This is a genomic window from Nocardia sp. NPDC127606 (assembly GCF_042671725.1).
Taxonomy (GTDB): Bacteria; Actinomycetota; Actinomycetes; order Mycobacteriales; family Mycobacteriaceae; genus Nocardia.
Map to the genome: position 1 here is coordinate 118711 of NZ_JBHXWQ010000009.1, position 26679 is coordinate 145389.

The window sequence follows — 26679 nt, forward strand, 5'->3', positions numbered from 1 at the left end:
CAGGTACTGGTCAACGGATAGCCGGGTACTGTCCAGAGCGCCAATCGGACAGGCGTAGGCGGATCGCGTCGACCATCGGGAGCGCGTCGGTGTCCTCGGGAACGAACCAGGCGACCTCGTGCGACTCATCCGACGAGCGCAGCCGACCCCCGGTCGCCTTGCCGAGCAGACAGATCGAGAACTCCTGACGCACTTCGCCGTCGTCATAGGCAAACACGTGGCCGGGGTCTGTGTAGGTGCCGACCAGCCCGACGACTGCGATATCGATCCCGGTCTCTTCCCAGGTCTCGCGGATACCGCACCCGGCCAGCGACTCACCGAGTTCCATCTTCCCACCCGGCAGTGCCCACATGCCGTTGTCGACCCGACGTTGCAGCAGCACGCGCCCCCGGTCGTCCACAACAACTACAGAGGCGGCAGGAACCAACGAGTTCGCCGCTGGCGCGTTCGGATCATCTTGGTAGTCAATCCTGCCCATGTCTTCAGCCTTCCCAGATGTCGCGACCACGAGACCAGAGTTCTTCGACGTGCTCGGTGAATCGGTCGAACATGCCGTCTGGTTGCTCGCGCCGCAGGTGCATCATCGGCGAATCGTGGCCCACCCGCCGCGCGAGGATCGGCGTGACGATCATGTCGTTGTCGAACCTGAACACCGAGATGTTCACGTGCCCTGTCTCGTATCGGGCTTCGAGATTGTCGGTACCCCGGATCCTTCCCAGTTCGCCTACGGTCACCGCGATACGTGCCGACAACGTCAGCGGTACCGACTCCTCACCTTCACGGTCGCGGGTTACCCGGTGCTCCGGATCGCCAATCAGGAACCGCACGTGGCAGCCATCGGCAGCCTTGCGCTGGAGAACCCGTCCGAAATTGGCGTGCTCGAGCCACAGGAAGTAGTTCGTGTAACCGGCGAATGTGAGTTCTGTTCGAGCGTTGCTGATCAGCGACCGCCATAGCGATGCCGGAGCGGCAGACCGGTACGGGTACACCTGGACGAACTCGCGGTCCGGGCCTGATTTCACTTGCAGCCGAACCGAAGAGGGCCATAGTTCGCTCTCGCTCGCTCCGAGCAGCTCGCACACCCGCCAACGGTGCTTTGCGTGCGGGACTCGGGCAGAGTTCGATATCCACCGAGCAACTGTCTTCGCGTCGACGTCGCACGCTTCGGCTAGCTGCTGTTCGGTGAGCTTCGCCGCCGACATCGCCTGTCGTAGACCGTGGTTCATGCTCTCCACTCCACTCAGAGGGACGAACTGGTGGACGTATCGTAAACGTCCCAAACGTCCCCAGAGCGCGGTGTAAACGACCCTTTCACTGATTGACCCTTAGAGCGGAGCGAGGAGATCTCGCAACACTGGGCCGCCCGGATGATCTGACTGATCGGTTGTCCGGGCGGAGCCCGCCACCAGAACGAGGGGGAGCCATGCCACTACCCGAACGCACACCGAAGACCAAACGCCCGTACCCGACCAACGTTGCGCCACCGACCGTGGTCCGTCGGCTACTCGCAGCGCTCGACGCCTGGCCGACCAACAAGCAGACCTCATGACCGGCCCGATGAAAGCCCGGCTGGACGCACTGCGCGAACGTGCCGCACTTCGTTCGATGACCGTCAAGCCAGCGCCGGAGGGCTGGGCGCTCGCGAGCCCGTTCAGGGTGGTCTGCCTCGGCACCCTGGCCAATGTCGCCGACTGGCTCGAAGCTGCCGAGCAGCGCGATCATGAGTCGCTCCCGCTTACCGCGATCGGTGAACGAGCAGACGGATGACCGCCTTCTTGTGGGTTCTCGTGTTCGGCATTCCGACGGGTGCCCTGCTGGCTGCGATCTTGTGGCCACAGAGATGACTACCTACGCCACCGCTCTGAAGAGCGACCCAAACGGGGGGCGGACCCGGATACTGGACGCTGCGCGTTGGTCTTCGGCTTGTTCTGGGATTGGGTACACACAGCCGCGTCGATCATCGCAACCCGATACGGCCTGCCGTTCACGCACAGAGGCTCACAGATCAAGGGTGAGCCGAGGGAAAGTCGACAACAACTATGCATTCGCCGTCGTAACTGTCGAGGTCGTCGGCCAGCCAGCTCTCATCGGGCCGGATCTTGTGAAACCTGAACGTGCCATTGGTTTCGTTGGTCGCGATGATGCATCGCAGCGGAATCGACGCGTCGAGTTCACCAGCCAGTCGCCCGACCTCCCGAGCCAGTGCGATCCCATGCCGAAGCAGGGTTCGCTGCGCCTCGACGCTGACGATCGACCCTTCGGCGTACGTAGTCTCAACGGGCACAAAGTCTTCGAGATGGAAGCTGGTATATGTACATTCCCAGCCGGTTAGATCGAAGGCCTGCCCCGGCGCGTTGTCAGCGTGCGCGGGAACCGGACCCCAGCACACCACCTCGCCGCGGCATTCGATCCCACCGTCCACCCTCTTCCGCAGGCCGGCCGCCAAGCCCTCGTCTGGGTCCAGGCCGCCGAATCCGCCCCGAACACCGAGCACCCTCGTCGCTCGGTCGTTCATCGTCACCGTAAGCACAACCAAAGCTATCGCTCTGACCGACGCCGAAGGCACGCCGCCGAACGAAATGCTGGACGGCACCCGGTCGCACGAAGCCAGCAACGTTCCGAGTCGACTCAACAAGATTGGTAGACCACCGCTGCGCGGAGATGACGCCGTAGCCGAACTCGCGCGCTGGACTGGCAGTTCGGCCGGACATCAGCTCTCGAACTGGCCCCGGATGTGCGCGAATTCGCGTGTCGCGTCAGCTAGCGAAGCGCCCACCCACACGATCTTGCCGAAACTGTTGTCGGCCACCCACGAGCACAGGGCCGTCGCGCCCTGAACGGTTTCGGCGGTGGCGCACTGGGCGATCCCGCCCAACGGGCCCGCGTCGACCCTCGTCACGTCTCGGGGCGTGGTGCCGAGCGTGTCGGTCAACAGCCGGTCGAGGTTGGTCTCGGGGTTCTTCAAAGACGCGGCCACCACATGGACCATGAGTTCGGGCTGCTCGCTGGAGGCGCCGTATGCGGCGACCACCGAGTCGACGTCCGCACCGTAGGTGCTCTTGACGGTCGCGGCCTCGCGCTGCATCTCGGGACCGGTGAGGCGTGGAAGACCTTGCACGGCATCGGGTTCGGTCAACCGTACCGAATCGCTCTCGATACCGAAGAGCGGTTTCAGGTGCTGGAGGCCACCGCCGGCCAGCGTCAACCCGATCACCGCGCCGACCGCGCTCGCGATCACGGTCCACCGATTCCGGCGGACCCAGGAGTGTTGATCGGGTGTCGTTCGGTCGGTGGTGTCCATGGACGTCCCTTCATGACGACGGCACCCAGACCATAACTGCCCCACTGGTATTCAGATCTTGTTTACAAACTACGATCCGCTCGGCGACCCACCGCCACCACGATCGCCGCGAGTATCGACGCCCCGTTGACATGACCCCCGCCGCTGTGGCGAGCGCCGGCGAATGGACCTGATGGATTCGACCGTGATAGGAGAGTTGTCATGTCGTCGTCATCGTCCGTTCTCCGGAGAACCGGCTCGCCTTTACCCGATGTGAGCTCGGCAGGGCGGTGTCAGGGGCTGTGACCGATGTTGACTCCGATTCGATCCACTCCACCGAGCAGACTCGCCTCACCGCCGCGACGCGAACCAACCGCGGGTTGGGGTACCGCTTCGATTTGGACGGGTTGCGGGGTCTCGCGATCGCGTTGGTCGTCGTCTTTCATGTGTGGTTCGGACGCGTTTCCGGTGGTGTAGACGTCTTCCTGGTGCTTTCGGGATTCTTCTTCACGGGGTTGCTGCTGCGTCGAGCGGAGTCGTCGGAGCCGTTCTGGGCGTGGTCGGTCGTGCGACGCACTCTGCGGCGACTCGTCCCGGCCATGACTGTGGTGCTGGCGGCGGTCGTCGTCGCGACGGTGGTGTTGCTGCCGTACACGCAGTGGACGACCGCGGCGGCGCAGGTACTGTCTTCGCTGTTCTACTACCAGAACTGGCAGCTCGCCCTGACCTGGTCGGACTACCTGGCCGCCGATCCTTCGGTCAGTCCACTGCAACATCTGTGGTCGATGTCGGTGCAGGGGCAGTTCTACCTGGCCGCGCTGCTGACGGTCGCGACCATCGCGTGGCTGTGCACGCGACTCTCACAACCCGGTCGGATTCGCGCGACCATCGGCGCTGTCGTGGTCGCGGTGTCGGTGGCCTCGTTCGTCTACGCCACCGACGGCGTCGCCACGAACCAGGGATGGAACTACTACGACAGTTTCGCCCGTGGGTGGGAGTTGCTGGTCGGCGCCGGGCTCGCCGTCGTCGCGCCGTCGCTGGTGTTGTGGCGGCAGGTGCGCGTCGCGCTCTCGGTATTCGGTGTTCTCGGTGTGGTGCTGTGCGGGTGGCTCATCATCGACGGCGCCAACCGGTTCCCCGGACCCGCGGCTCTGCTCCCCGTCTGCGCGACGGCCGCGGTGATCCTTTCGGCGACGCAGCTGCGGTTCGCCGACTGGCCGTTGCCGAACCGGCTACTGGCGCATCCGGCCATGCGGTGGCTCGGCGACATCGCCTATCCCCTGTACCTGTGGCACTGGCCGATCCTGATCTTCTTCCTCACCGAACGCGGAAACACCCACGCCGGTCTCGTGGGCGGCACCGGGGTGATCGGGCTGTCGGTTGTTCTGGCCTGGATGACACACCGCTGGATCGAACAGCCACTGCGGCAGCGCACTTCGCCGGTCGACAGCGACGATGCCGGGCACGCCCGATCGCGGCACCTCGTCGCGTCCGCGGTCGCGGTGTTGCTGGTGGCGACCATCACTGTCACCGCCGGTTGGCAGTTCACAGTGGTCCAGGTCAAGCCACCGGTCGCGGCCGGGGAGCTCGACCCGGCGAAGTACCCGGGTGCGGAGGCGTTGGCCTCCGGCGCTACGACACCCGACGAGCCGATGCAACCCACCGTCTTCGCAGCGCCCACCGAAGTCCCCCCGCCCACGGCGGACGGCTGTATCGCGGACTGGGACACCCGCGAGGTCGTCACCTGTTCCTATGGCGACACGGATGCTGATCGAACACTGGCACTGGTCGGGAGCTCCCATGCCGAACACTGGCTGCCCGCACTCCAGGTGCTCGCGACCGAACACTCGTTCCGCATCCAGGTGTACTTGAAGATGGGCTGTCCACTCACGCTCGCCGACGACGCCACCTACAAGGGCGAGCCCATCCCGGATTGCCGGGACTGGTCGGCCGAAGTGATCGACCGCCTCGACGCCGACCGCCCCGACTGGGTGTTCACCACCGGTACCCGGCCCCGAGACGAGGGCGGCGACGAGACGCCCACCGACTATCTCCACGTCTGGGCGGCACTGTCGGACCGCGGTCTCAACGTGGTCGCCGTCCGCGACACCCCATGGCTGCGGCGCGGAACCGTCCGATACAAAGCCACCGATTGCTTGGCGGGCGGCGGGAACCGCACCAGCTGCGGTATGCGCCGCGAGGACGCGCTCGACCCGGTCAACCCCGGACTGGAACCTGCCTCGGCATTTCCCAGCGTCTTCCCGATCGATCTGACGGACGCGGTCTGCGAACCCACGCTCTGCGCGGTAGCGGAAGGCAACATCCTGATCTACCACGACGAACACCACCTGACCGCGAGCTACTCCCGATCCCTGGCCGGACCACTCGGACGGGCGCTGCAACCGATACTCGGGTGGTGGTGAGGAACGCCCCTGGATCCGACCGCCCCACATCACCGTTGCCCGACGGTGGGAACGATACGGTGCAGGTGCAGAGGCGATCGAGAGGAGATCTACCCAGTGGCACGTGGCCGAAAGCGTCGCATTGCCGGTCTCGGCGTGCTCGCGGTGTTCATCCTCGCCCTCGGATATCGCGCCACGGAACTGTCGGTACCGGCCGAGACGGTCGCCGCGCAAGCCGCGGCGATTCCGCGCTCCCCGATGCGCATCAGCTACGGAAATTCACCGGAGACTTTCGGCGACCTCTATCTGCCAACGGCGTCGAACACGCGACTGCCCGTGGTGGTGCTGATCCATGGCGGCGGATGGGCCCAGAACCGGACCCTCGCACAATTCGACGCCCATGCCCGTGCGCTGGCAGGCGACGGCGTCGCCGTATGGAACATCGAATATCGCCGGGTGAACGGCGGCGGCGGATGGCCGGTCACGCTCACCGATGTCGATGACGCCGTCGACGCGCTGGCGGACGTCGTCGCACCACGCCTCGGTAACCTGCTCGACCTACAGCGGGTTCACCTCGCTGGGCACTCGGCCGGCGGCCACCTCGCCGCTTGGGTCGCCGGACACCGAGCAGCCGAACCACCGAGACATCCCGCGATTCGCATCCGCAGCCTCACCCTCATGGCGGCGGTACTCGACTTGGATCTGGCGGTCACCGAGAGTCGGGATTCGTTCGTCCCGAAGCTCCTCGGTGGTACACCCGCGGAGGTACCCGACCGCTACCGCAACGCCTCCCCCATTTACCGCCTCCCGGCGAAGGACACTCGCATCACCGCATTGCACGGCGAGAACGACCGGGTCGTGGCGCCGTTGCAGAGCCACCGCTACGGCGAAGCCGTCACCCGCGCAGGCGGCATCGCCGACGTACAAATCCTGTCCGGCACCGGACACGGTGAATTCGCCGACGCCGAGTCTTCTGCCTGGAACACAGCGCGCGACACCATCATCGGCTACGTCGGCACCATCGACTGACGCTCCACTCGAGACCCACCAGGATGGTCAGTGTCCCCTGGCCGATCACGCCGCACCGAGCTCTGACCGGCCGGTTGGCGCAGAGCGGCTCAGTCAGCCGTCCGCGCTACCTTCACTCGAAGTAGGCCGCATAGTCACCGAAAGGGACCTGGCCGGTCGGGCTCGCTGTGATGGCGTCGGCGACCTGCGGCGGTATCGGAGCCCAGTAGGCGGGCATCTCGGCCGCCAGGGCCGGGTTCAAGATGTAGATCAGCGCGAAGTTCACAATCCACAGCGGCGGCGCCATCGACATGCCGACCTCGGAGCTCACGTCCCCCTTGGTGTTGGTCACCAGCTGAGCCGCGCCCGAAATCTGTTGTGCCGCGAAGCCGTAGGCAGCTTGCACCGTGTAGGCCGATCGGTAGAGCGCGGCGAGAGTTCGAAAAGCACCGTTGTCTCGCAACCAGGTTCCGACGAAACCGCCGGGCGCGAGCATGGTGTTCACCTGTCGGGTCGGCGCGTCCACGTTGGCCGGGCTCTCCAACAGCCCACCGGGATTCACGTACAGTCCGTAGCTGGCCAGCACCGAGGGCGTGCTCTGCCCGTTGACCTCGGAATAGAGCGGGCGACCGACCGTATTGGTGAGGATCTCGACGCAGGCGACGATCACCTCGGCCGCCTCACGGCTGCCGCCCACGCCGCCACCGGTACTGAGGTCGCGATACTGCTGCTCGGTCAGCGCGTCAGCTCTGTCGAGACCCACCTGACCGGCGATCGTGTCGGCCAATGCCTGACCGAGCGGCTGGTTGAGCTGCTCCGGACTCGTCATCTGCGGTGGTGCCACGTGTTCGTAGGCCGGCGCACCGGCGAACGGGATCGCGAATCCGGTGTCGGAGGTGTTTGCCATGGGTTGCCCAGTGACGGTCTGGGTGGCCGTCAAAGAGAGCAGGCACGCACCGATCAGTGCCAGTACCGAGATAGCTCCGCGGCGGGCGGTCGATCCTCGCCGATGCCCCGGGCTCGCTATCCGCGTGTTACCCATCGTCGACCTCTCAGAGCAGTGTCGTAGGAGGTGAAACCCGTTTCCAAGTCAGTCAAAGCCGTCTCCGGCACCCTGTCAAGTCCCGCGCTGCTTCGCAAAGGAGGCGCTCGCGTCCCTCTGATCGGACCGACGGACCGGCTCACCCACCTCGCATCGGCACGCCATTGCGGAGAAATTGCCGTCGAGACTGCGGCCCAAGCAGGGCAGCATGGTCGACGCCCGGATCGAACTGAGCACGCTGCCGTCCAACCGGTACGACACCGGCGAAGGAATCCGCGCGGACAGGCAGCTCGACCAGCACTATTCGCGACGATGGTGCACGTTCGCTGCAGCCCCTTCGCGGACGTTGAACGCCGGTACTGTGCGTGCATGGAGCAGGAGTCGTCCGGTTGCGAACTCTATCTGAAGCGCACCGCCTCTCAGCAGCGCTGGGACGACCGGGACAGAGCGCACAGCAATTCCCGGATTGTCGACCGCTCGACTGCGGCGTTTCGAGAGGCCTACTACGCCGAGGACTCCCGGCGTCGCCAGCGGGCACAGGAGGAATTCGACGCGCGGACTTGGGAATTTGTCCTCGATCCGGCGATCGACGAGTGGGCCCGAACATGGGTTATCGGCGTACCAGCGACGTTGCACCTACGCCGGTCGACGTTTCCGGACTGGGCCGATCTGCTCGGTTTCGCTACCCCCGACTTCGAGATCGAGTCGGCACTGGAGGCGCTGATCAACCGTGCGGCGGCCAGCGGTCTGGTGCGCTCTGCCCACCCGGGCGTTCTCGCTACGGCCTACTCCAGTCGTCATCCGTACACCGAACTCACCGACGGAGTGGGCTACGGCTTCTACCCGGCGGACACCGAGGAGCTGATCATCCACGGCTCGGCCGCCGTGCGATACGAGGACTTCGACAGCAGGCCTGAACACGGTCCGGGTGCCGTCGTCGCCGCGATCCGAATGGTGCTGGATACCTTCCATCAGCCTCGTCCTGGGCATATGCAGCCTGGGAGATATTGGCAGCCCCCAGGTTGAGCTCCGGTCAGCTTGTCCCGGGTCGACTGGAGGCGGCGGTGAGACTGTGGACGAGCAGGTCGATGACGGCTCGCTTGCCCGCGTCGTCGCGCTGATGGGTGAGGAGGCCTTCGATGACGAAGGTGCCGATGGCGGTCATGGCGGCGAGGTCGGCCTCGGCGGCGCCGGCCTTGCGAAGGTCGTCGGCGAACAGGGCGTCAGCCAGCTGGTGGAATCCGGCGTGCCAGGTGTCGATGGCGGGAGAGGCCGGGGCGCGGGTGTGCACGGTGTTGACGAGCCCGTGCAGCCGTTCCAGCTGGTCGACCACCCACAGCAGTCGGTCGTTCAGCGGCAGGCCGTCGACCGACGCGTAGGTCGCGAGCGCCTCGGCCAGGAGGCGATCCAGGACGGCGATGAGCAGCTCGTCCTTGTCCCGGAAGTACCAGTAGACCGTATTGACGGTGACTCCTGCGCTCTTGGCGATCTGCCCCATGGGCGCCGACTCGTAGCCGTCGTCGATGAACAGGCGCTGCGCGGCGGCGACGATCTCCGCGCGCTTCTCCTCGCGATCCTGCGGGCGTCGATTCTTCGGCACGCCATCACTTTATCTTGAATGGTCCTCAAGAACGCGCTACCGTTCTTGAGGACCATTCAAGAAGCCAACAGATGAAGGTGCATTTCTTGGACACCGACGCCGTAACCGACGAACTGCGCCGCCTGGACACCAGCGGCCTGCTTGCCCTGTTCACCACCCTGGAAGCCCCCACGATCGGCGAGATAGACGGTGAGTACACCGCCGCTCTGCTGGCCCAGCCGAACCTGTTCGCCGTGGTGACCGGCAAGGTGTCTGTCGAGAACCCACTGGGGGCGTGGCAATGCAAAGCATTCCGGCCCGTCGATGAGAACAGCGGGCGCGGCTACAACACCTTCGACCGATTCGGCCGGATCCGGCAGCGCTACCCGATGCGCACAGTCTTGGCTCCCTCCCGCTACGACGGCGCCCCGGCCTACACGCTCATCTACCGCGCCTACCACTCGCTGTGCGGGGCGATTCACATGGTGGACGAGGTGCGGCGTGCCGCGCCCGGCGTCTATCTAGGTATAGGCACATGGGGATTCACCGACGCTCAGCGCCGCGTCCCCCTGCCCTTCCTGCTCACCGGCCCGGTCGACTCCTACCGCGACGACATCGGCAAAGCCCGGCCCGCCTTCGCTCCCGGCTCCCGCGAGCTCCCCGGCCTGCCCGCCTGACACCCCTACCCGAACGAAGGACTCTCATGACCACATCCCCCCGCACAGCGCTGATCACCGGCGCGTCCGCCGGCATCGGCGCGACGTTCGCCCGCCACCTGGCCGCGAACGGCTACCAGCTGCTGCTTGTCGCCCGCCGCGCCGACCGTCTCCAGGAACTCGCCGAGCAGCTGACCGCCCGTCACGATGTGCGCTGCGAGGTGTTCGCCGCCGACCTCACCGACCCCACCGCACCCGCCGCGATCCTGGACTACGCCGACCAGAAGGGCCTCGACATCGACGTCCTGATCAACAACGCAGGCTTATCGGGCAAGACCGCGTTCGCCGACACCCCATGGGACGCCCTGGCCGGGGAGATCCAGCTGATGGTGACCGCCCCGACCGAACTCGCCCGCCTGGTCATCCCCGGCATGAAGAAACGCCGCTGGGGCCGCATCGTCAACCTGTCCTCGGTCGCCGCGTTCGCCCCACCCGGAGCCGGCCTGCTCTACACCGGCATCAAGTCCTACGTCCTCAACACCTCACAGGCCCTCGACATGGAACTCAAACCCCACGGCGTCCACGTCACCGCCTTGTGCCCCGGCTTCACCCGCACCGAATTCCACGACGTCATGGGTACTCGCGACAAAGCCGACCACCTGCCCAGCATCCTCTGGCAGCAGCCCGAAGCCGTTGTCGCCGAAGGCTGGGCCGCCGTGATGAAGGGCAAACCCGTGTGCGTCCCCGGTGTCGTCAACAAGATCTCCGCCGCCGCCATGAAGCCCCTGCCCATCCGCTTGGGCTACCTCGCCGGAAAGACCCTCAACCCTTTCAAGAACAGCTGAGCCCTCGCTCGCTCCTCGTGTTCAGCGACGGCCGGGCCGCTTGGCCGATCCCGAAGCCCACCAGTACGGGCACCTCCATACTGCCGCGGATGCTCAACGGTCTCGCCCGGCCAGCGACCGTAAAATGTAGCCGAGTGCATCGAATTTGCATCGTTAGGTGCGTAGGCTGAAGGTTGTCCAACTCAGATTTCAGCTCGGCCGGGCAGCCTCGTGGGTTGCGGGGTGCGAGCGACACGATCGAGAGCGAGGGTGACCCCAATGTTCAACTTCACTGCTAGGCGCGCTGCGGCCCTATTGGTAGGTGCGGGTGCGGTATCACTGTCGGCTCTGGTCGGGGGCCCGACAGCGAATGCCGCACCGGTAGCGGCCTGTCCGGCTCCCGGTGCTACCACTGCCCAGGCAGGCGGAGACGGCGCCACCTGCGCCGCGGAAAGCGAGGCCATGGGAGCGGCCGCGGCCTACGGAGTCGATGGCAACGCCGCCGCCGATGCCGCGCCGACCAGCCTGTCGCTCGCGATCGCGGCGAACGGCGGCCAGGCGTCCTCGGCCTCGCAGTACCTGTCCGGACCGGCCGCGATCGCGGTGGGACCGGGCGCCCAGGCGGACATCACCGGCGTACGGCCGGGACTGTCCATCGGCATTGCCGGACCCGGAGCCACGGTGACTGTCACCGGGACCTCGACACCCACCTGCACGGGCGGGCCCGGATTCGCGGGTGACTTCCAGACACTGCAGGGATGCGTGTCGATGCGCTGACGCCGGTCACCGCACGGCGCTGACCGCACACCGGTGTCTCCGGCACCGCATTCACCATCAGCACAACCGATCTCGCAGCGCCAGGTGACTACGAGGTCGTCGACTACACGCGCGTACTCGTTCCGCTTCGGTCAGGCGACCGGGCGTGGGTCGACGTCCTGGCCGCGCAAGCGCCGCCGAGCCGCGATCACGCCGGGTAGGTGTGGATTTCGGTCGCCTTCACCGATGCCCACAACTCGGCGCCGGCGTGCAGCCGCAGGTCCGCGACCGTGGCAGGGGTGACTTCGGCCAATACCGCCGGGGCGCCGGACAATCGGACGCGGGTGGTGTGCGCGTGTTGCTCGAGCCCGGTGACTGTGACCTGCCAGGTATTGCGCGGACTGCCACTCGGCCGCTCCGGATACAGGCTCACCGTAGTCGGAGCGAAGGCGAGATGGACCGGGCCGTACGCGGGTTCGGCGACGGTGAAACTCGCACCGTCGCCCAGGTCGACAGTGGTCCCGTCCGCGGTGCCCCGGTACAGGTTCAGGCCGACCAGGTTGGCGACGTAGTCGGTGCGCGGGCGACGGGCGACCTCGCTCGGCGACCCTTCCTGCACGATCGCACCGTTCTCGACGATGATCAGGCGGTCGGCGAGAACCATCGCGTCGAACGGGTCGTGGGTGACCAGCACGGTGTGGCCGGGGTAGTCGCGCAGATGACGGGCCAACTCGGCACGCACCTGCAGCCGGGTGCTCGCGTCGAGAGCGGCCAACGGCTCGTCCAGCAGCAGCAATCGCGGGTCGGTCGCCAGCGCGCGTGCCAGCGCGACCCGCTGCGCCTGACCACCTGACAGCGATCGAGGTTTCGCGCGCACGTGATCACCGAGACCTACCCGCTCGAGCCAGTCGGTCGCTCGCACCCTGGCCGGTCCGCGCTGCTGTCCACGAGCGCGCAGCCCGAAGGCGACATTGTCCTGCGCGCTCATGTGCGCGAACAGCAGATAGTCCTGGAACACGACGCCGACCTCACGCCGATCAGCCGGTACGAAGCGGTTCGGCGGCGCGTCCCAAACGTGGTCGTCGAGCTCGATCCGACCTTCGGTCAACGGCGTGAGACCGGCCAGCGCTCGCAGCGCGGTGGTCTTGCCCGCCCCGTTGGGGCCGAGCAACGCGACCACCTCACCAGGGGCAACGTCGAAAGCGATGTCGAGTTCGAATGATTCGCGGGTCACGCGGATCGCGGCGTTCAGCGTCACAACGTGCCTCGAGTCCACCGGTCCCGCAGTGCGGCCAGCACCGCCACCGACACCAGCAGCAGCACGACACTGAGCACGATCGCGTCCTCCGGATCGGTTTCCAGCGCCAGATACACCGCCAATGGCATCGTCGTGGTCGTGCCGGGGAAACTTCCCGCGAAGGTGATCGTCGCGCCGAACTCACCGAGGGCACGCGCCCAGCACAACACCGCGCCCGCGACGACCCCGGGCATCACCGAGGGCAAGGTCACTCGCCGGAAGGTCAGCCACCGGGACGCACCGAGAGTCGCGGCCGCTTCTTCGAAACGGGGGTCGGTGCCGCGCAGCGCGCCTTCGACCGAGATCACCAGGAACGGCATCGCGACGAACGCCTCGGCCACGATCACCCCCGCCGTGGTGAACGGCAGCGAGAACCCGAACCATTCGTAGAGGTAGCGGCCGACGATCCCCCGCCGACCCAGCACCAGCAGCAACGCCACACCGCCGACGACCGGCGGCAACACCAACGGCACCGTCACCAACGCCCGCACGAACCCGAGTCCGGGCACATCTCCGCGAGCGAGCAACCACGCCAACGGGATTCCGAGGACCAGGCACACCAGCGTCGCCGAGGTGGCGCACACCAGCGACAGCCGCAGTGCCTGCCCGACCTCGGCGCTGACCAGACGTTCGGGCAGGCTGCGCCACGGGGTGCGCAGCAGCATCCCCACCAACGGCAGGGTCAGGAAAACCAGCCCGCACACAGCTGGCAGTACAAGGATCAGTGGTCGCCGTCCCCGGACCGCCCGCTGTCGTGCGACTCGGGTCACGGCTTGTCGAATCCCGCCTCGACGAAGACCGCGCGCGCCTGCTCGGAGTTGACGAAGTCGACGAACGCGGTAGCCGCCGCCGAGTTGGGGGCCTTGGCCAGCGGCGCGACCGGGTAGTCGTTGACAGCCTTGCCCGATTCAGGGAAGTCGATGCCCTCGACCTTCGAACCCGCGGCCTGCACATCGGTGCGGTAGACCAGCGCGGCGTCGACCTCGCCGAGGGTGACCTTGGTGAGCACCGCTTTGACGTCGGACTCCCTGGTATCGGGCTGCGGGTTGACACCCGCCGCCTCGAACACCGTCTTCGCCGCGGCGCCGCAGGGCACCTGCTCGGCGCACAGCGCGATCTTCGGCTCGGTCTTGCCGAAATCGGCCAGACCGGTGATGCGGCCGGGATTGCCTGCGGGCACGGCGATTTCGAGCCTGTTGCGCACGAACGTCACCGGCTCGGCAGTGATCTCCCCCGCGTCGACGACCTGCTGCATGTTCTTCGGCGCGGCGGAAGCGAACACATCGACCGGTGCGCCCTGCTTGATCTGCTCGGCCAGCGCCGAGCTGGCACCGAAGTTGTAGACCACCTTCACCCCGGGATGCGCAGCCTCGAACTGCTTACCCAGCTCGGTGAACGTCTCGGTCAGCGACGCGGCCGCGAACACGGTGACCGTGCCGGTGACCTGGTCTCCAGCCGTCGGCTCGGCGGCCTCGTCGGTTCCGCAACCGACCGCGGCGAGCGCGATCGCGCCGACTGCCGCCACTGCACGCATGGTGCGAATCATGTTCAACCTCATCAGTTTTCCGGGATTTCAACAACAACATGAGTCGACTTGACCGAAGCCACCGCGATACTGCCGACTTCGAGACCGAGCTCGTCGACCGAGTCACGACTCATCAGTGACACCAGACGGAAGGGACCGGCCTGCATCTCGACTTGGGCCATCACGGTGTCCTTCACGATGCGCGTGACGATCCCCCGCATCCGGTTGCGCGCCGATGTCGCGACCGTGGTCCCCGGATCAGGAGCTTCGGCGATGGCCTGCAGGAACTCGGCGAGCTCACGTCCCTCGACACCTTTACGACCGTTGTCGAGCTGGATCGCGGTCAACCGCCCCTGATCGATATAGCGGCGCACCGTGTCATCACTGACACCCATCAAGGCAGCTACTTCACTGATCCGCAGATTCGACACGAAGTCCAGCATATTCCGGGCACCTGCGGAATGCGAACCCGGGAAACACCGCCGATGCGGACCGGGTACGCGTCCACCCCGGGGCTGTCAGGATGCCGATGGTTCGCTACTCACCCGCAACTGTGTGCGGGTGGGATGGCTTCCGGAGGGAAGAAATCTATTCGGTTCGAATCCGATCGAGGGAGAAGGAAGGCTGCTCCGTGCGCACGGTTCCAGGAGACCGGGAGTAGCAGGTACTGGTTTCCTGATTGCAGGATGAGTTTGAGGCCGTCGTAGCGGAAGTGGTAGGCGGCGTCGGGAGCTGGGCAGGTGAGTTCCACGACGCCTGGGGCTGCCAGACCGAGGCGCTTGTCCGAATAGACCGACACGCTCGGCTGTTCGGAGAATGTTTCGACCTGCTCGATCGCTCGGCCGGTGCCGACGGCGGCCGAGTAATCGGCTACCGCCCAGAAGAGGCCGACACCGACGAGGACGAACACAGCGCCCCATTCTCCGGCGGTGAGGACGTCGGCCGATGATTCGGTGGTGGCCTGATCGGTGCGTCTCGATCTGACGGCGGAAACGATCAGGAGAATTCCACCGACCATGCACAAGCCCGGCGCTCCGACAAACATTCTCAGCGGTGTCGAGATCACGATGGTGAGCAATCCGGCGGCGACGAGCGCGAAGCCGACGACCATGGACGCGATCACCAGCCTGCGGCGATTCTCAGGACTGATCTGCGGTAGGACGAATTCTCGGAACATCCTGCGGCAGAACAGATATACCGTGAACAGGCAGGCGCTTGCCGCGAGCGGTATGAACAGGGAATCCTGACTGCGCATCAGGTAGTCCTGAGTGGTCAAGCCAAGGGTTGTGGAGTTCACGCCGAAGTAGTCGAAAAACCAATAGGCGTGAGACCAGCCGAAGAAGAACAGCAGTGCGGTGACCAGCGTAGTCGGCGCGGCGAAGTTGCGGATCATCAGGCTGAGGCGGGACAGGCCGGTGTCTCCCGGCGCAGCCGAGGCCGGGGCCCGCGGTGGTTGCGCGGGCCGGGGAGTACCCGTCGACTGGTGTGTGGAACGTCCAGAACGCGCGGTCCCGACGGGACGGATTTCAGAGCCCATATGTCGTCCTATCAGTTGCCGATCAGCGACCGGACGGTGCTGGTGGAGCTTCGGTGCCGCCGTTCGTTGCGCCGCTGTTGTCGGCGCCTGGGGTCGTCTCGCTACTACCCCCGGGGTCGCTGTTACCGGTGCCGGCACCATTGCCGGTACTGCCGCTGTCACCTGCGCCGCCATCGGTCGTGCCGTCACCGGTGCCGCCATCGGTCGTGCCGCCATCACCTGTCGTATCGCCGCCGCCATCGCCGGTACCGTCGCCGCTGACGGGGCAAGGTTGTTTGCCGGAGAGCCGGACCGTCACGGTCGTCCCAGCCTCGACCGTTGCCCCGTCGGTCGGCGAAAATCCCGAAAACGCACAATCGGATTCCAGCGGCAATGTGATGACGTAGACGAGCTCGACGCAACCCGCCGGATGTCCTGCCTCCTGGCAGGCCGACGCGAACGCGGCATCGATGCGTCCCTGCAAATCCGCGGTGAGCGGAGCGCCCTTCTCCTGGAAAGACGGGATTTTGACCGGTGAACCCTTCGCCTGGTTTCCGCCACCCGGCTTATTCGGAGGCGGTGGGCCGCCGGCGGGAGGCGGGGAGTACGGGCCTACCGGGCCGCCGGGCGCGGGAGCTCCCGCGCCCTCCTGGCCGATCGGTCCACCGGGCGCGGGGCCGCTGCCGGGTTGCATGCCCGGCTCCGTTGCCGAAGTAGTGATATTCGCGGCTGTCGTTGCGGGCGAGAGAGATTCGGTCGGGGGGCGGACGCATCCAGCCGATATCGCCGCGATCGCGGCCGCGGTCACGAACACCAACCATCCAGAAGCGATTCCGGAGGACGAACAAGCGCCGAGAAGACGCCGAACTCGCGCCGCGTCACACCGATCGGATTCGCATCGCATCGCCCGCTCCTATCGTGCAATTGAGACGAGAATGCGCCGTGCCTGCGCGGCGCGCACGAGTACTCGACTACTCGCGTCATGGGCTCGGTGTAGGCGAGGCGGTAAGACCCAAGCGGTGGTCGACGTCGTTCGTCACGGCTGCGAGATGCCGGTTCCGGTGTGGTCGGCGAGCAGTTGTAGTACTCGAAGGAAGGTGCGGCGATCGGCAGCGGGAATCTCGGCCAGTAGTCGCTGTTCCTGCTCTTGGATGTCGTGTTGAGCGCGGTCGCGCAGGCTCGCGCCCTCGGGGGTGAGCCTGATCAGGTTGACGCGCCGGTCGGCTGGATCGGGCTCGCGCAGGATCAGGCCACGCTGCTGGAGGTCGTCGAGGACGGGGATGATCCGGGTCTTGTCCGCCCGGATCGCCTTGGCGAGCGCGGCCTGGGTGTGGACGGGGCGTTCGTCGAGTCCGAGCAGCACCACGTAGGCCCACATCGTGAGCCCGTACCGGTCGAGGATGGGCCGCTCCGCTTCGGTCAGCGCGCGGCCGAGTGGAACGAGGATGGCCGCGAGATCCGGGCGGGTCGCTTTCGGCATGGTCGAAAATCTACCGCCGCGCGGATCGGTCGCTAACCCTTGGCAGATGATACGCATGCGCGTACGGTAAGCGAATGCGTACCATTTCGGAGGAAGATCGACTGCTGCTCGCCCGGCACGAGCGTGCAGTGCGACTGAGCATCGATGCGGTAGAGGCGGCGTCCGGCGCTTCGTTGTCGACCGAAACACCCTGTGCTGGCTGGGATCTACGTGCACTGCTGGACCATATGGGCACCCAGAATCGCGGTTTCGCCGCAGCCGCTCGCGGCGGGACCGATCCGGCGGTCTGGGTGGTGCGCCGCGCCGTCGATCCGATCGGCGACTATGTCCGGTCAGCTCACGACGTCGTCGAAGCCTTCGCCGCGTGCCAGGTCCGTACCGTGTTTCTCCCCGAGATCCCACCCGGGCAGTTCTCCGCCGCGACCGCCCTCGGCTTCCACCTCATCGACAGTGTCGTCCACGCCTGGGATGTCGCCAGATCGGTCGGCCACGCCATCGACCTGGACTCCGACCTGGCTCCGACGGCCCTGTGTATCGCCGAAGCGGTCCCCACCGGCGCGGCTCGCCTTCACCCCGAGGCCGCTTTCGCCCCCGCCCTCGAGGCCGCGGACACAGCGACAACCCTGACCCGCATCTTGGCAGTTCTCGGCCGCTCGCCCGAGTGGCGGCCGGGCCGCGCGTAAAGCGACGTCCGCACGCGCGATAGGGCGGCCACCGCAGCGGCGCGCGGAGGCGGCGGCGCCCTTCGTCGCCGAAAAGCCGGGTACGACTTGTTTTCCGGCCTGGATCGACGTCATCGGCGGTCTCGCCGTCGCGCTTCCAAGGAACCACTCCGCCCTGAAATCCCCGCACCGGTGGAGGCGTTCAAGGCACACGGCGGCGATCGGGTGGTCGTCGGCACCTTCAGCGACCGCATCGACCGCACCGCATCCAATCACGAACGGCGCCTCCGGAATTCCGGGGGCGCCGCTCGGGCACTTCGCACCGCGTCAGCGGATCAGGCTTCGCGCACCGCCGTGACGATCGCGACGATCGCCGCGGACAACGCCCCGATCACCACCCCGCCGAGGACGACTGCGGCGGCGGCGACCGTGAACTGATCCCAGCCCATCATGAGCGCAGCCACGCCGAGGACCACGAGGATCGCGTCGACGCCGACGGCGGCCAGGACAGCGTCGTCGCGGCCCAGCAGCCGAGGAGTCAGCGCAACGGTGGCCAGGCCGAGCAGGACGGACACCAGGCCGACCAGGACGAAGACAGGAACGGCCATTCCGGTGCCGACATCGGCGCCCAGGATCAGCGTGGCGAACAGGACGAGGCCGTACAGGACGCGGATCGCGCCCACACCGCGCAGCGTCCACGAGGACACATCGATGGGGGCACCCCCGGTGGAGGTCTTGGTCGCGTACGCCATGCGCACAGTTGCCACCTGGCTGGTCATATCCCGCTCCTTCGACATTTTCACACCTTCGTGCAATTGCACGTAGCTGTGAAACTACGTCCATTGCACACCGATGTGCAAGAACTCGTGAAGGGACTCACACCCGCCCGGGTTCGTGCCGGAGAGCACACCTTGGATCCATTCGGGGACAGCATGTTTCGACGAGCGATCGCCCGACGCGCGCACCTGCGATCAGTGCTGCGCGGCCTCGGCGGCGGACCGGGCGATCTCCGCGGCACCGGAACGGTCGACGCCGACCGCGATCAGGCAAGCCACCGCAGCGTCGCGCGCGGCTTCGGCGCCGACCCATGCACCATCACTGTGCGCGCTCAGCAGCTCGAGCACCAGCGCCGTCAGTACCCTGGCCAACGCTGCGGGCGGAAGGTGACCAGCGAAGGTTCCGTCGGCTTGACCAGCAGCTATCAACGTGATCAGCCGGGCGCGGACGGGCGCGAGCCGGTCGGCCATCCGGGCCCGCGACCCGGCTTCGTCCAGGCGCAGCAGCAACTGGAACTCGTCGCCGACAGCCCACAGCGCGACCGTCATATCCGCGGTCGCCCGGGCGGGCGGCTGGGCGGTGTCGATACCGTCGAGTGCGCGACCGACCTGCTCGAAGGCCTCGTCGAGCATGCCGTCGATCAGCGCTTCCCTGGTGGGGAAATGACCGTAGAGGGTGCGGCGGACCATCCCCGCGGCAACGGCGATGTCTTCCATACTCGCCAGGGGATTTCGCAGCAACTCGTCCCCGGCCACAGCGACGATGCGTCGCCGGTTGGCCAGTGCGCGCGGCCCGAGGCCGACGGTGGTCGAGTGCGTCGTCGCAGTCACGTCCGTCCTTTCACCCACCACCATCCCACACCTGCGCAAAGGTGTGCAAAAGGCCGTCCGCGGCTCACCGGGCTGATGATCGGCGACCACAACGAAGCAACACTCATTGGATGTAGGCGTTCGTCGCCTGTATCCGGATGGCGCGGGCGATTGCGGCGGTCAGCCGAGTTCCTTGGCTGCTTGCTCGATGAGGTCGGCCACAGCTTTGGGCTGGGACGCGAGGGAAGCGTGACCGGCGGGCAATTCGATGACGCTTCGGGCACCCATACGCTCGGCCATACGCCGTTCATTGTCGGGGTTGATCATTCGATCATCGCTGGATACCTGGTACCACGAAGGCTTGTTCCTCCAGGCAGGCGCGGTGATGGCGTCCCCGAATGTCGAGGCGAGCGGCGCCTTCTGAGTGACGGCCATGACGAGTTGTTCGTCGGCGGGAAGATCTTGACAGAAGCTCTCACCGAACTTGTCCGGCCTGACCCATAGGAAGCCGTCGGAGTCGGGAACAATGTTCTCGAAAGCCGCGGGGGGCAGTTCCTGACTGATCTGCCCGGGGCTCTCACCGGCGTCGGGGGCGAACGCGGCGACATACACCAAGCCGACGACGTTGGGCAGGTCCCCGGCCTCGGTGATCACAGCGCCACCGTAGGAGTGACCCACCAGCAACACCGGTCCGTCGACTTGTTCGATCATCTGACGAGTACGGGCGGCGTCGGCGGACAGCGAGGTCAGCGGGTTCTCCACCGCATGCAGATCGCGGAAGCCGCGGCTGTCCAATTCGACGATCACCTTGGCCCAATGTGCCGCGCCACCCCAAAACCCATGGACCAGAACGATACTCGGCATCGTTGTCATACCAGCTCCTCCTCGGGGTCGGGGCCGGGGCCGGACATCTCACCCAGGCCGATCCTGCGAACTCTAGACAGAGGCAGCATCCCGATGGTTAATTTCCCGCGATAGCCAGGACACCATTTGGTCTCATGCGAACCCGTGGCCACGGAGACCGCCGACGGAAGATAAGCTGGCTGTACCTCGATCACGAGCCGGAATCAGTTCTGTAAGGGGCAGAATGCCCCGCTCGAGTGCCGGTCCACGACATAGTCTGGACTGATGGCACGACTGCAGGAAAGTAGGACCGAGCTTGTTCTGGGTCCGTTGCTGCGTCATGTCGGCGAATGCGACGCCACCGTCTGGGTCGAGACGTCCGCACCGTGCACTGTCGAGGTCCTCGGCCACCACGAGCACACCTGGACCATCGCCGGACACCATTACGCTCTCGTCCTGATCACGGGACTGGCGGCCGGTTCCGTCACGCGGTACGAGGTCGATCTCGACGGGAAGCGCGTCTGGCCGCTGCCCGACGCCACGCACCCGTCCGTCATTCGCACGCTCAGAGGCGACGCCGATCTGATCCTCGCCTTCGGCTCGTGCCGATTCGCCACACCGACGGCGACGCAGGACAACGACCACTTCGACGCCGACGCTCTCGACGCCTATGCGCGGCGAGTCATGGAACGCCCACCCGAAGATCTGCCCGACGCATTGTTACTACTCGGCGACCAGGTTTATGCCGATGAGCTGTCCCCGGAGATCCTTCGTCGCATCGACGAGTTGCACGACCTCGACCAACCGCCGGGCGCCCAGATCCGCAACTTCGAGGAGTACACGTGGCTCTATTCCGAGTCATGGTCCGACCCGCAGGTGCGCTGGCTGCTGTCCACGGTTCCGTCGTCGATGATCTTCGACGACCACGACGTCATCGACGACTGGAACACCTCGAGATCGTGGCGTGGCGAGATCGAGGCCACCGATTGGTGGGAGGAACGCATCGTGGGCGCGTTGTCGTCGTACTGGATCTACCAGCACCTGGGCAACCTCTCGCCCGAAGCCCTGGCCGACGACGAGCTCTATCAGCGGATCCGATCCGAGGGCGGCGACTGCGCGGAGTTGCTCCGCGATTTCGCATCGGCAGCGGACGAAGAAGCCGACGGCGCCAAGGGAGCGCAATGGTCGTATCGCCGCGATCTCGGCACCACCCGGCTGCTCGTCATCGATTCACGGTGCGGACGCATACTCGGCGCCGGCACGCGGTCGATGGTCTCCGAGCCCGAGTTCTCGTGGATCGAACGACAGACCGAGGGCGACTACGACCACCTGCTGTTGGGGAGCTCGCTCCCGTGGCTGCTGCCACGAGCCCTCCACGACCTGGAGTCGTGGAATGAGCGCATGACCTCAGGGGTGCGGGGCCGACGTGTGGCCGGATGGTCCGAAAGATTGCGGCGCTCAGCGGATCTGGAACATTGGGCCGCCTTCCGAGATTCATTCGACCGGCTCGCCCGGCTCATCGCCCGCGTCGGGCGCGGACAGTGCAGCGGCCCGGGAGGACAGGCGCCCGCCACGATCTGTGTACTGTCCGGCGACGTTCACCACGCCTATGCCGCGCAAGCGCGGTTCCCCGACGCCGTGAGGTCCCGGGTCTACCAGCTGACCTGTTCGCCGATGCACAACTACGTTCCGACCGCCATGAAGGTGATCTTCCGGGTCTCGTGGAGTCGGGCCGCCGAACGGGTGACGCGTTTCCTCCTGAACCGGGTGTCCACCGTTCCCCCGGTGCCGGTCGAGTGGAGTCGGGTCACCGGCCCCTTCTTCGGCAACCAGATAGCGACGCTGCATCTGCGCGGTCGGATCAGCCGCCTCGTGCTGGAGCAGGTGAGCACCGACGGCGGCCGTCCACATTTGACGACTGTCGCGGACGTGGCGCTGTCGACCGAGACGGACGGCTCGCCCTGAAGCGGCATACGCCGAGATCCATGAAGGACCAGGTCGCTGCGGAGCCCGTCAGCATCGAGTGGTGACCGGCTTCCGACGCACAGCACGCGCTGCGGCGACGTCGCAGCCATCGGGCACCCTCCGGAAGCGGTCCGGCGAGCCGAACGCAAAGGGCGACTCGCTCGCACCTTCGCTACTGGGGTTTCGCCTGCGCGCGGTCCAGCGCGAAAGCTCCCGATCAATGGGATACCCCGTATTTGATTCGGGCAAATAGCTGCTTCTGTGAGACGCGACACCCCAAATTCCGGTTCTTCGACATACCTGAATTGGCGTTCGCCACAATGAAAGGCATTCCCACCCATGCGAATCCGATCTCTTCGATTGCCCATAACGGTGATGGCGGCCGCGGTCGCGGCCACAACCGCTACCACCGGCGTCGCGTCCGCCGATATCGACCTCGGAAGCTCCGGCAGCAGCTCCGGCAGCAGCGGCGACATGGTCATCACCCTGGTGCGCCATGCCGAGTCCCTCGGTAACACCTCCGGCCTGATCGACACCAAGGTGCCCGGACCCGACCTGACCTCACGCGGCCGGACACAGGCAGACAATCTGGCCATCCAGCTGGCCGACAAGAATTACGACTGCGCCTTCGCGTCCACCATGGTGCGTACCGAGCAGACTGCGGCACCGACCGTCGCCGAGCAGGACCTGAGCCTCAACGTTCAGCCCGGTTTCCGGGAGATCGAGGCAGGCCAGTACGAGGGCACCCCGGAGGCCGAGGCGATGTCCGGGTACCTACAGGCGCCGATCAAGTGGCTCTCCGGCAACCTGAGCGCACGGATTCCAGGCTCCATCGACGGCAACGAGTTCGACGGCCGCGTCGATCAGGCACTGCTGGATGTGCAGCGCCGCGGCTGCGCCAACCCGGTGATCTTCTCGCACGGCGGCACCATCATGTTCTGGTCGATGATGAACGCCGACAACGCCGACAAGAGCAAATTGGGCACCGATCCGATGCGCAACGGCGGCCGCGTCGTCCTCGAGGGCAGCCCGCAGAAGGGCTGGACGATCGTCGAGTGGGTCGGCCACCCGGACCTGGGCTGATTCACCCTTCCGCGCCCCGGATGTCACCGGCACCATCGATGGCACCGGGGCGCGGTTGTCTCTCAGCCCAGGGTCCCCCGTGGCGCAGTCGTCCACCGCACCCGATGGGATCACCGTCGTCGAACTGGTCGCCTGCGGGAGGTTGGCGTGCGTGAACTTCAGCGGCTCCCTGGACGACCGGCGCCGGGCGCGTGCGCATCAGCCACAGCGCAGCGGCGAGCGTCAGCACCCAGCCGATCACCTCGATGAGCAAATGATCTGTCGCATCGGGGACCGATTGCAGCAGGTACACCCGGACGCTGTTGATCGCTCCGTGCGTCAGGACTGCCGGCCAGACACTCCCCGACCGCCAGCGAAGCGCGAGCAGCAGCGGCGCCCACGGCAGCATGCCCGCGAAATAGATGACGATGTCCCACGGTGGGCGGTCTCCGATGACGGCGAGCACCGGCAGGTGCCAGACGATCCAGACCACACCGCTGACAAGGGCCAGCGGCCAGAATCCCCATGACGCGGCGCGGGTCGCCAGCCATCCGCGCCAGCCGAACTCCTCTCCGATAGCGAAGACCGACTGCAGGAGGAAGACCGGAATGACCCATACTGTCGCCGCCAAGATCTGGTCGAGCGGGTTGAGCGGCCAGATCCCCGATGCCAGTGCGATGCAAGCCTGGATGGCGGCGATCGCGGCGATGAGGCCGATGCCGATGCCTGTCCACTGGGGTGTGCCGCGCCACCCGGTGGCGAATGTTTCTCCGAACGTTCCGGGTCGTCGGGCGAGCCACATGATGATCGCAGCGAGCAGCGGGGTCATTTGCAGGATCGGAACGATCAGGTTGTCGAAGTCCGTGGAGACGAGCCGAAAGACCATCGGAACGGACAGCGTGTAGCACAGCACGATGGCGATCGCGAAGAACCACGCGACTTCGATGAAATTCGATCCGGTAGCACTGCCGCGCGCACGGACTGTCGTCATGACTGCCCGCCGGCTCTGGCGACAGAATTCTCGCCTACCCGTCTTCGCTTCGCTCTCGACGTTGACAACGGGCCACACAGACCAGAATTCGTTGTCGAAACGCAGGGATCATGGTTCATGCACGGACCGTAGCAATAGGTTTCGGTCTCCGAATCCTGGAAAGACCCGGAGTTCTACCCTGAGAAGCTCCCCTACCCGACGTCCTCGGCGCCGATGAATCAGCCGCCGAATGTAGACAATGGCAGGCGGTTGACAACCGGACGACTGACTCGCCTCGGACCCGCTGATCGGCTCACACGCGCCTGGTGTCGTACGCCCACATCGCGATCTCGACGCGGTTGCGGGCGCCGAGCTTGGTCATCAACGATGCGACATGGGTCTTGACCGTGCTCAGGCCGACGAAGAGCTCGGTGGCGATCTCGGCGTTGGTCCGGCCCCGTGCCACCAGCGCGAGCACCTCCTGCTCGCGCTCGGTGAGCGGGTCGATGGGCTGGACCGGTACCACCGGCGCCTGGCCGGCGAAGGTCGCCAGCAGCCGGCGGGTGACGTTGGGGGCGATCAGCGCGTCGCCGTTGGCCGCCGCATGGATGGCCTGCACGAGGAGCTCCGGCCCGGCGTCTTTGAGCAGGAAGCCGCGGGCGCCGGCGCGCAGGGCGCCGAGGACGTACTCATCGAGGTCGAAGGTGGTGATCACGACGACCGCCATCGGGCTCGTGACGTCTGGCCCGGCCAGGCGCCGCGTCACCTCGACGCCGTCGAGCCCGGGCATCCGGATGTCGACGAGGAGGACATCGGGACGCAGCCGGGTCGCCAGGTCGAGTGCTGCGAGCCCGTCTGCTGCCTCTCCCACGACCTCGAGGCCGGGTTGCGCGCCGAGGATCATCACCAGCCCGGTCCGGACCAGGTCCTGGTCGTCGGCTACGACAACACGGATGCTCATGCCAGCGCCTGCACCGGCAGCACGGCCTCGACCACCCAGCCGCCCTCGGGCCCCGGCCCCGCGGAGAGCGATCCGCCGAGGAGCTGGGCGCGTTCGGCCATGCCCAGCAGGCCGAAACCGGGCTCCGGGACCGGCCCCGGCTCGGTCTGTCCATCGTCGCTGACACGCAGCCTGACGGCGTCACCCTCGCGGCGTACGTCGATCCCGACGCGGGTCGCGCTCGGGGCGTGCCGTACGGCGTTGGTCAGCGACTCCTGCGCGAGCCGGTAGAGCGCGGCGTCCACGGGCCGTGCCAGCCGGGTCAACGAACCGTACAGCGAGACCTCGACGGTGGGCATCGCGTCGGCGCGCGCCAGAGCAGGCAGGTCCGCGACACCAAGCTGCGGTGAGTAGGCGACGGCTTCCTCTTCACGCAGCACCCGCACCATGGATCTCATCTCTGCCAGGGTTCGCGACGCTTCGGACTCTATCGCGGCCAGGACCTCGACAGCCTTCTCGGGCTGGACGGCGGCGACCACGCCACCGGCCTGCGCCTGCACCGCGATGGCGGAGACGTGGTGGGCCACGGTGTCGTGCAGCTCGCGCGCCAGCGCCACCCGTTCCTGATTGCGGATCTCGCGCTGTTGGCGATGCCAGAGGTCCGCGCGGTAGCGGAATACCGCCGCCAGGGCGACGAACAACAGCAAGAGGACGCTTCCGCCGAAAACGTCGGACCAGCCCGCGGAGGAGGCGTACATCCCCAGCGCGACGACGACTGTCACGAACGCCGTTCCCAAGACGATCTCCCGTCCCGAACCCCACCGCACCAGGGAGTAGAGCAGGATCAGGACGGCCATCATGGAGTAGAGGCCGAGGTCCCCGGCGTGCGCAGTCAGCTGGAGGATCGAGAGCAGACCGGCGACGCCCCACCCGACCAGAGTGGCCATCAGGGGGCGGCTTCGCCGCCAGAGCAGGGCAGGCATCAGCGCCAGGGCGAGCACCACCACAAGGGGTCGCCAGGCCGAGCCCGGCGCAACGATGCCTTCGACCAGGGTGGCGGCCGCGAACACTCCCACCAGCAGCCAGTCGAGACGACCGATGGGTGGGGCGTCAGCAGGCCGAGGCTCGTGCCAGATGGAGCGACGGACAGTGACCACGGCTCCAGCCTAGGGATCGGCGCGCCTCGGCGTATCCGCCGAAAGTACGAGACAGAGACCATGCCATCGGCCAGGTGAACTCCAGCTGCCGGGCGGGTGTGCCCGGCGCCGGGTTCAGCGATCGTGGAC

At 66.5% G+C, this 26679-nt stretch carries 29 protein-coding genes; 11 read left to right on the forward strand and 18 right to left on the reverse strand.

Annotated features, from left to right (window positions below; translation table 11 throughout):
- Positions 1-10 precede the first annotated feature (10 nt).
- Positions 11-478 carry an NUDIX hydrolase gene (locus ACFVJ5_RS30195; RefSeq protein WP_379225320.1) on the reverse strand — a complete coding sequence of 156 codons (468 nt, stop codon included), beginning with the start codon at positions 476-478 and terminating at the stop codon, positions 11-13.
- 4 nt (positions 479-482) lie between these two features.
- Complete coding sequence (locus tag ACFVJ5_RS30200) at positions 483-1082, reverse strand: DUF5919 domain-containing protein (RefSeq protein ID WP_379225322.1); 600 nt, start codon at positions 1080-1082, stop codon at positions 483-485.
- A gap of 341 nt (positions 1083-1423) precedes the next feature.
- Between ACFVJ5_RS30200 and ACFVJ5_RS30205 the strand changes: the two genes are divergently transcribed.
- Together ACFVJ5_RS30205 and ACFVJ5_RS30210 are read left to right on the forward strand one after the other, a co-directional pair.
- Positions 1424-1549 (forward strand): hypothetical protein, encoded by a 126-nt coding sequence (locus tag ACFVJ5_RS30205; RefSeq protein WP_379225324.1) that lies wholly within the window; start codon positions 1424-1426, stop codon positions 1547-1549.
- Entirely contained in the window at positions 1546-1767 is a 222-nt protein-coding gene (locus tag ACFVJ5_RS30210; protein WP_379225326.1) for a hypothetical protein, read from the forward strand. The genes ACFVJ5_RS30205 and ACFVJ5_RS30210 overlap by 4 nt, the downstream gene beginning before the upstream one ends.
- 238 nt (positions 1768-2005) lie before the next feature.
- Here the strand turns inward: ACFVJ5_RS30210 and ACFVJ5_RS30215 are convergent, their stop codons facing one another.
- Together ACFVJ5_RS30215 and ACFVJ5_RS30220 are read right to left on the reverse strand one after the other, a co-directional pair.
- Positions 2006-2515: a hypothetical protein gene (locus ACFVJ5_RS30215; RefSeq protein ID WP_379225328.1), complete on the reverse strand. Its 510-nt coding sequence runs from the start codon at positions 2513-2515 to the stop codon at positions 2006-2008.
- A gap of 195 nt (positions 2516-2710) precedes the next feature.
- Positions 2711-3301 (reverse strand): hypothetical protein, encoded by a 591-nt coding sequence (locus ACFVJ5_RS30220; RefSeq protein WP_379225330.1) that lies wholly within the window; start codon positions 3299-3301, stop codon positions 2711-2713.
- 281 nt (positions 3302-3582) lie between these two features.
- On the opposite strand from ACFVJ5_RS30220, the gene ACFVJ5_RS30225 reads away from it, so the two are divergent.
- Together ACFVJ5_RS30225 and ACFVJ5_RS30230 are read left to right on the forward strand one after the other, a co-directional pair.
- Positions 3583-5703 carry an acyltransferase family protein gene (locus tag ACFVJ5_RS30225; protein ID WP_379225332.1) on the forward strand — a complete coding sequence of 707 codons (2121 nt, stop codon included), beginning with the start codon at positions 3583-3585 and terminating at the stop codon, positions 5701-5703.
- Between the two features lie 96 nt (positions 5704-5799).
- Positions 5800-6711 carry an alpha/beta hydrolase gene (locus ACFVJ5_RS30230; protein ID WP_379225334.1) on the forward strand — a complete coding sequence of 304 codons (912 nt, stop codon included), beginning with the start codon at positions 5800-5802 and terminating at the stop codon, positions 6709-6711.
- A 112-nt stretch (positions 6712-6823) separates the two neighbouring features.
- Here ACFVJ5_RS30230 and ACFVJ5_RS30235 read toward each other — a convergent pair whose 3' ends face one another.
- Positions 6824-7732 (reverse strand): hypothetical protein, encoded by a 909-nt coding sequence (locus ACFVJ5_RS30235; protein ID WP_379225336.1) that lies wholly within the window; start codon positions 7730-7732, stop codon positions 6824-6826.
- Positions 7733-8101: 369 nt separating this feature from the next.
- Between ACFVJ5_RS30235 and ACFVJ5_RS30240 the strand changes: the two genes are divergently transcribed.
- The gene (locus ACFVJ5_RS30240; protein WP_379225338.1) at positions 8102-8758 is read left to right on the forward strand and encodes a hypothetical protein; all 657 of its coding nucleotides are present in this window, start codon (positions 8102-8104) and stop codon (positions 8756-8758) included.
- A 7-nt stretch (positions 8759-8765) separates the two neighbouring features.
- On the opposite strand, the gene ACFVJ5_RS30245 is transcribed toward ACFVJ5_RS30240, so the two are convergent.
- The gene (locus ACFVJ5_RS30245; RefSeq protein WP_379225340.1) at positions 8766-9332 is read right to left on the reverse strand and encodes a TetR/AcrR family transcriptional regulator; all 567 of its coding nucleotides are present in this window, start codon (positions 9330-9332) and stop codon (positions 8766-8768) included.
- 71 nt (positions 9333-9403) lie between these two features.
- Between ACFVJ5_RS30245 and ACFVJ5_RS30250 the strand changes: the two genes are divergently transcribed.
- From ACFVJ5_RS30250 to ACFVJ5_RS30260, 3 genes are all read left to right on the forward strand, one after another.
- Positions 9404-9988: a hypothetical protein gene (locus ACFVJ5_RS30250; RefSeq protein WP_379225342.1), complete on the forward strand. Its 585-nt coding sequence runs from the start codon at positions 9404-9406 to the stop codon at positions 9986-9988.
- 26 nt (positions 9989-10014) lie between these two features.
- On the forward strand, positions 10015-10812 hold the full coding sequence (locus ACFVJ5_RS30255) for an SDR family NAD(P)-dependent oxidoreductase (RefSeq protein WP_379225343.1): 798 nt from the start codon (positions 10015-10017) through the stop codon (positions 10810-10812).
- Positions 10813-11070: 258 nt separating this feature from the next.
- On the forward strand, positions 11071-11568 hold the full coding sequence (locus ACFVJ5_RS30260) for a DUF6764 family protein (protein ID WP_379225344.1): 498 nt from the start codon (positions 11071-11073) through the stop codon (positions 11566-11568).
- A 187-nt stretch (positions 11569-11755) separates the two neighbouring features.
- Here the strand turns inward: ACFVJ5_RS30260 and ACFVJ5_RS30265 are convergent, their stop codons facing one another.
- The 6 genes from ACFVJ5_RS30265 to ACFVJ5_RS30290 all read right to left on the reverse strand — a co-directional run bounded on the left by ACFVJ5_RS30265 (position 11756) and on the right by ACFVJ5_RS30290 (position 17365).
- Positions 11756-12805 (reverse strand): ABC transporter ATP-binding protein, encoded by a 1050-nt coding sequence (locus tag ACFVJ5_RS30265; RefSeq protein WP_379225345.1) that lies wholly within the window; start codon positions 12803-12805, stop codon positions 11756-11758.
- Positions 12802-13614, reverse strand: coding sequence for a molybdate ABC transporter permease subunit (gene modB / locus ACFVJ5_RS30270; RefSeq protein WP_379225347.1), 813 nt, complete (start codon positions 13612-13614; stop codon positions 12802-12804). Before modB ends, ACFVJ5_RS30265 begins: the two co-directional genes overlap by 4 nt.
- A complete protein-coding gene (modA, locus tag ACFVJ5_RS30275; RefSeq protein WP_379225349.1) occupies positions 13611-14378 on the reverse strand; it encodes a molybdate ABC transporter substrate-binding protein in 768 nt (255 codons plus the stop codon). Before modA ends, modB begins: the two co-directional genes overlap by 4 nt.
- A gap of 23 nt (positions 14379-14401) precedes the next feature.
- On the reverse strand, positions 14402-14800 hold the full coding sequence (locus tag ACFVJ5_RS30280) for a molybdopterin-binding protein (protein ID WP_379225643.1): 399 nt from the start codon (positions 14798-14800) through the stop codon (positions 14402-14404).
- 110 nt (positions 14801-14910) lie between these two features.
- Entirely contained in the window at positions 14911-16080 is a 1170-nt protein-coding gene (locus tag ACFVJ5_RS30285) for a hypothetical protein (protein WP_379225351.1), read from the reverse strand.
- A gap of 841 nt (positions 16081-16921) precedes the next feature.
- A complete protein-coding gene (locus ACFVJ5_RS30290; RefSeq protein WP_379225353.1) occupies positions 16922-17365 on the reverse strand; it encodes a MarR family winged helix-turn-helix transcriptional regulator in 444 nt (147 codons plus the stop codon).
- A gap of 74 nt (positions 17366-17439) precedes the next feature.
- On the opposite strand from ACFVJ5_RS30290, the gene ACFVJ5_RS30295 reads away from it, so the two are divergent.
- Positions 17440-18048, forward strand: coding sequence for a TIGR03086 family metal-binding protein (locus ACFVJ5_RS30295; protein WP_379225355.1), 609 nt, complete (start codon positions 17440-17442; stop codon positions 18046-18048).
- Between the two features lie 314 nt (positions 18049-18362).
- Here ACFVJ5_RS30295 and ACFVJ5_RS30300 read toward each other — a convergent pair whose 3' ends face one another.
- The 3 genes from ACFVJ5_RS30300 to ACFVJ5_RS30310 all read right to left on the reverse strand — a co-directional run bounded on the left by ACFVJ5_RS30300 (position 18363) and on the right by ACFVJ5_RS30310 (position 20486).
- Entirely contained in the window at positions 18363-18806 is a 444-nt protein-coding gene (locus tag ACFVJ5_RS30300; RefSeq protein ID WP_379225357.1) for a hypothetical protein, read from the reverse strand.
- Positions 18807-18998: 192 nt separating this feature from the next.
- Positions 18999-19634, reverse strand: coding sequence for a TetR/AcrR family transcriptional regulator (locus ACFVJ5_RS30305; RefSeq protein WP_379225359.1), 636 nt, complete (start codon positions 19632-19634; stop codon positions 18999-19001).
- 159 nt (positions 19635-19793) lie between these two features.
- The gene (locus tag ACFVJ5_RS30310; RefSeq protein ID WP_379225361.1) at positions 19794-20486 is read right to left on the reverse strand and encodes an alpha/beta hydrolase; all 693 of its coding nucleotides are present in this window, start codon (positions 20484-20486) and stop codon (positions 19794-19796) included.
- 255 nt (positions 20487-20741) lie between these two features.
- Between ACFVJ5_RS30310 and ACFVJ5_RS30315 the strand changes: the two genes are divergently transcribed.
- Both ACFVJ5_RS30315 and ACFVJ5_RS30320 read left to right on the forward strand, forming a co-directional pair.
- Positions 20742-22421: an alkaline phosphatase D family protein gene (locus tag ACFVJ5_RS30315; RefSeq protein WP_379225362.1), complete on the forward strand. Its 1680-nt coding sequence runs from the start codon at positions 20742-20744 to the stop codon at positions 22419-22421.
- A gap of 360 nt (positions 22422-22781) precedes the next feature.
- On the forward strand, positions 22782-23504 hold the full coding sequence (locus tag ACFVJ5_RS30320) for a histidine phosphatase family protein (RefSeq protein ID WP_379225364.1): 723 nt from the start codon (positions 22782-22784) through the stop codon (positions 23502-23504).
- A gap of 1 nt (position 23505) precedes the next feature.
- On the opposite strand, the gene ACFVJ5_RS30325 is transcribed toward ACFVJ5_RS30320, so the two are convergent.
- The 3 genes from ACFVJ5_RS30325 to ACFVJ5_RS30335 all read right to left on the reverse strand — a co-directional run bounded on the left by ACFVJ5_RS30325 (position 23506) and on the right by ACFVJ5_RS30335 (position 26550).
- Positions 23506-24474, reverse strand: coding sequence for a CPBP family intramembrane glutamic endopeptidase (locus ACFVJ5_RS30325; RefSeq protein ID WP_379225366.1), 969 nt, complete (start codon positions 24472-24474; stop codon positions 23506-23508).
- A 292-nt stretch (positions 24475-24766) separates the two neighbouring features.
- Positions 24767-25414, reverse strand: a complete 648-nt coding sequence (locus tag ACFVJ5_RS30330; RefSeq protein ID WP_379225368.1) for a response regulator — start codon at positions 25412-25414, stop codon at positions 24767-24769.
- Positions 25411-26550: a sensor histidine kinase gene (locus tag ACFVJ5_RS30335; protein WP_379225370.1), complete on the reverse strand. Its 1140-nt coding sequence runs from the start codon at positions 26548-26550 to the stop codon at positions 25411-25413. Before ACFVJ5_RS30335 ends, ACFVJ5_RS30330 begins: the two co-directional genes overlap by 4 nt.
- Positions 26551-26679: the final 129 nt, after the last annotated feature.